This window comes from Christensenella sp. (genome assembly GCF_034927525.1).
Lineage (GTDB): Bacteria > Bacillota > Clostridia > Christensenellales > Christensenellaceae > Christensenella.
In genome coordinates this window covers 1-1,654 of the sequence record NZ_JAYFPU010000153.1, presented here as the reverse complement: position 1 = coordinate 1,654, position 1,654 = coordinate 1, and the positions used below count along the sequence as shown (strand labels likewise).

The window sequence follows — 1,654 nt, the reverse complement described above, 5'->3', positions numbered from 1 at the left end:
CTCGACAGCAATTTTAAGATATCTGGCGGTGGTATTCGTCTCACTGTGACCAAGGGCTTCCGACACAACCGGCAGCGGCGTTCCATTTGCCAGCATGCTGCTCGCCAGGCTGTGGCGGAACACATGCATTCCGTGCCTTTTGCCCGGAGGCACATGGATGTTGGCTGCTTTAAAGTACTTGGAAATAATGCTATTAAGATTGTTGTTTTTCCCGAATGCATCATATGGGGCGATGTGGCGCACAAATATGACTTTGCTGTCGGTTATGGGACGTCCGTTTTTCACATAGTCAATGAGCGCCCATCCAAGCTCATGGGAAAGCGGAAGGACAATCTCGTTGCCGGTTTTGCTTTGAATAAAACGGATTTCAGCCTCATCCCAGCGAATATTTTCAAAGCGCAGTTCGCGGATGTCGCCGACACGCAATCCAAGCCGGGCGGCAAGCAACAGGATTGCGTAATCGCGTTTTCCCTGCGGGTTTTCCCTGTCCACGGCATCCAGAATTGCCTGAATATCTTCCGGCGAGTATGCCGATGGGATTTTGGCTCTAGCTGGGACGCGCACCGAAGGGCAGAGCAATGACAAATCCGACGAGGTGACGCCGTCCGCAAACAGCAGGGGCAGAACAGAACGCAATACATAAAGATCAAAGGCAACAGTGGTCTTCGCCAGCGGCTCAAGCGTAAGGAAATACTCGCGCATATGAGCCGCTTCAATCGCTTCTATCCGCAGGTTCCGTGATTCCAAGAAGGATACGAATCTGCGTAGGTGTACGCTAAACTGCCGTCGTGTTCTCTCTGCTATGCGGTTTTGTGCGCAATATTTCTCCGCTGCTTCAAATATGCACTGGTATCGCCGGGGGAATATCTCCCGCTTAGTATGATTGCGACGCAATACATACCCATACCGCTGAAAATCGCAGAGCATACCGGCGGCGCGGTAATAGGTTTTTTGCGTTCTGGTAAGCGAGTTCCCATCGCTGATGCCGTAATGTTCGCGCAAAAACTGCGTCATCCACTCGGCGTCGGCAGTTACGATTCCTTTCTCATCGGCGTAACAGGCAAGCTGTCGCCAGACGTGCCGATAGTGCCGTAGGGTGTCAACGGTGTAATTTTGTGTCACCAGATACGATTCAAGTCTGTTGACAAGTGCTTGAACTGGTGATTGATTTGGGGTTAGTTGATTCATTTCGATACCTCCACAAAAATATTTCCCTTGATTGGGATGATATGAGTGTGGAATATTATGCAAAGAAAATCAATCAACCGTGAGAGCTAGAGCGTGCTATACAGCTAAAAATGCCAAGCAACTCAGCATAATGTTCTTCTTGTCATAATGGATACCGCAGGAGGAATTCACAAATGCTCCGGCTTCCCGGAGCTTGCGAATCAATTCCTGCACAGTTTCGATATCCTGGTACTGGCAGATGGGACTGACCAGCTCCACGCTGTAATTCCTGTCGGCGCTGATTTTTCTGCGGCCGTCTTTCTTTTGGCAATCAATACTGCCGTCGCTCATGACCTTCCATTTGCGCCGCTGGCTGTCACAGGCATAATAGGCATCGTAGAAGCTGCCCTCATATTCTTTTGTCGTGCCGAAATGTTCGGCAATCACCTCGGCGGCGCGGCTTCGTGTAATCCCGGTCATTTCAATT

General features: G+C 50.2%; 1 protein-coding gene and 1 pseudogene. Both read right to left on the bottom strand.

Annotated elements, in window-relative coordinates; all coding sequences use genetic code 11:
* On the bottom strand, nt 1-1,188 hold a 1,188-nt coding region (locus VB081_RS06210), incomplete at its 3' end, for a site-specific integrase (RefSeq protein WP_323399963.1).
* Between the two features lie 147 nt (nt 1,189-1,335).
* Nucleotides 1,336-1,653: pseudogene (locus VB081_RS06205) on the bottom strand (amidoligase family protein); the annotation flags it as partial.
* Nucleotide 1,654: the final 1 nt, after the last annotated feature.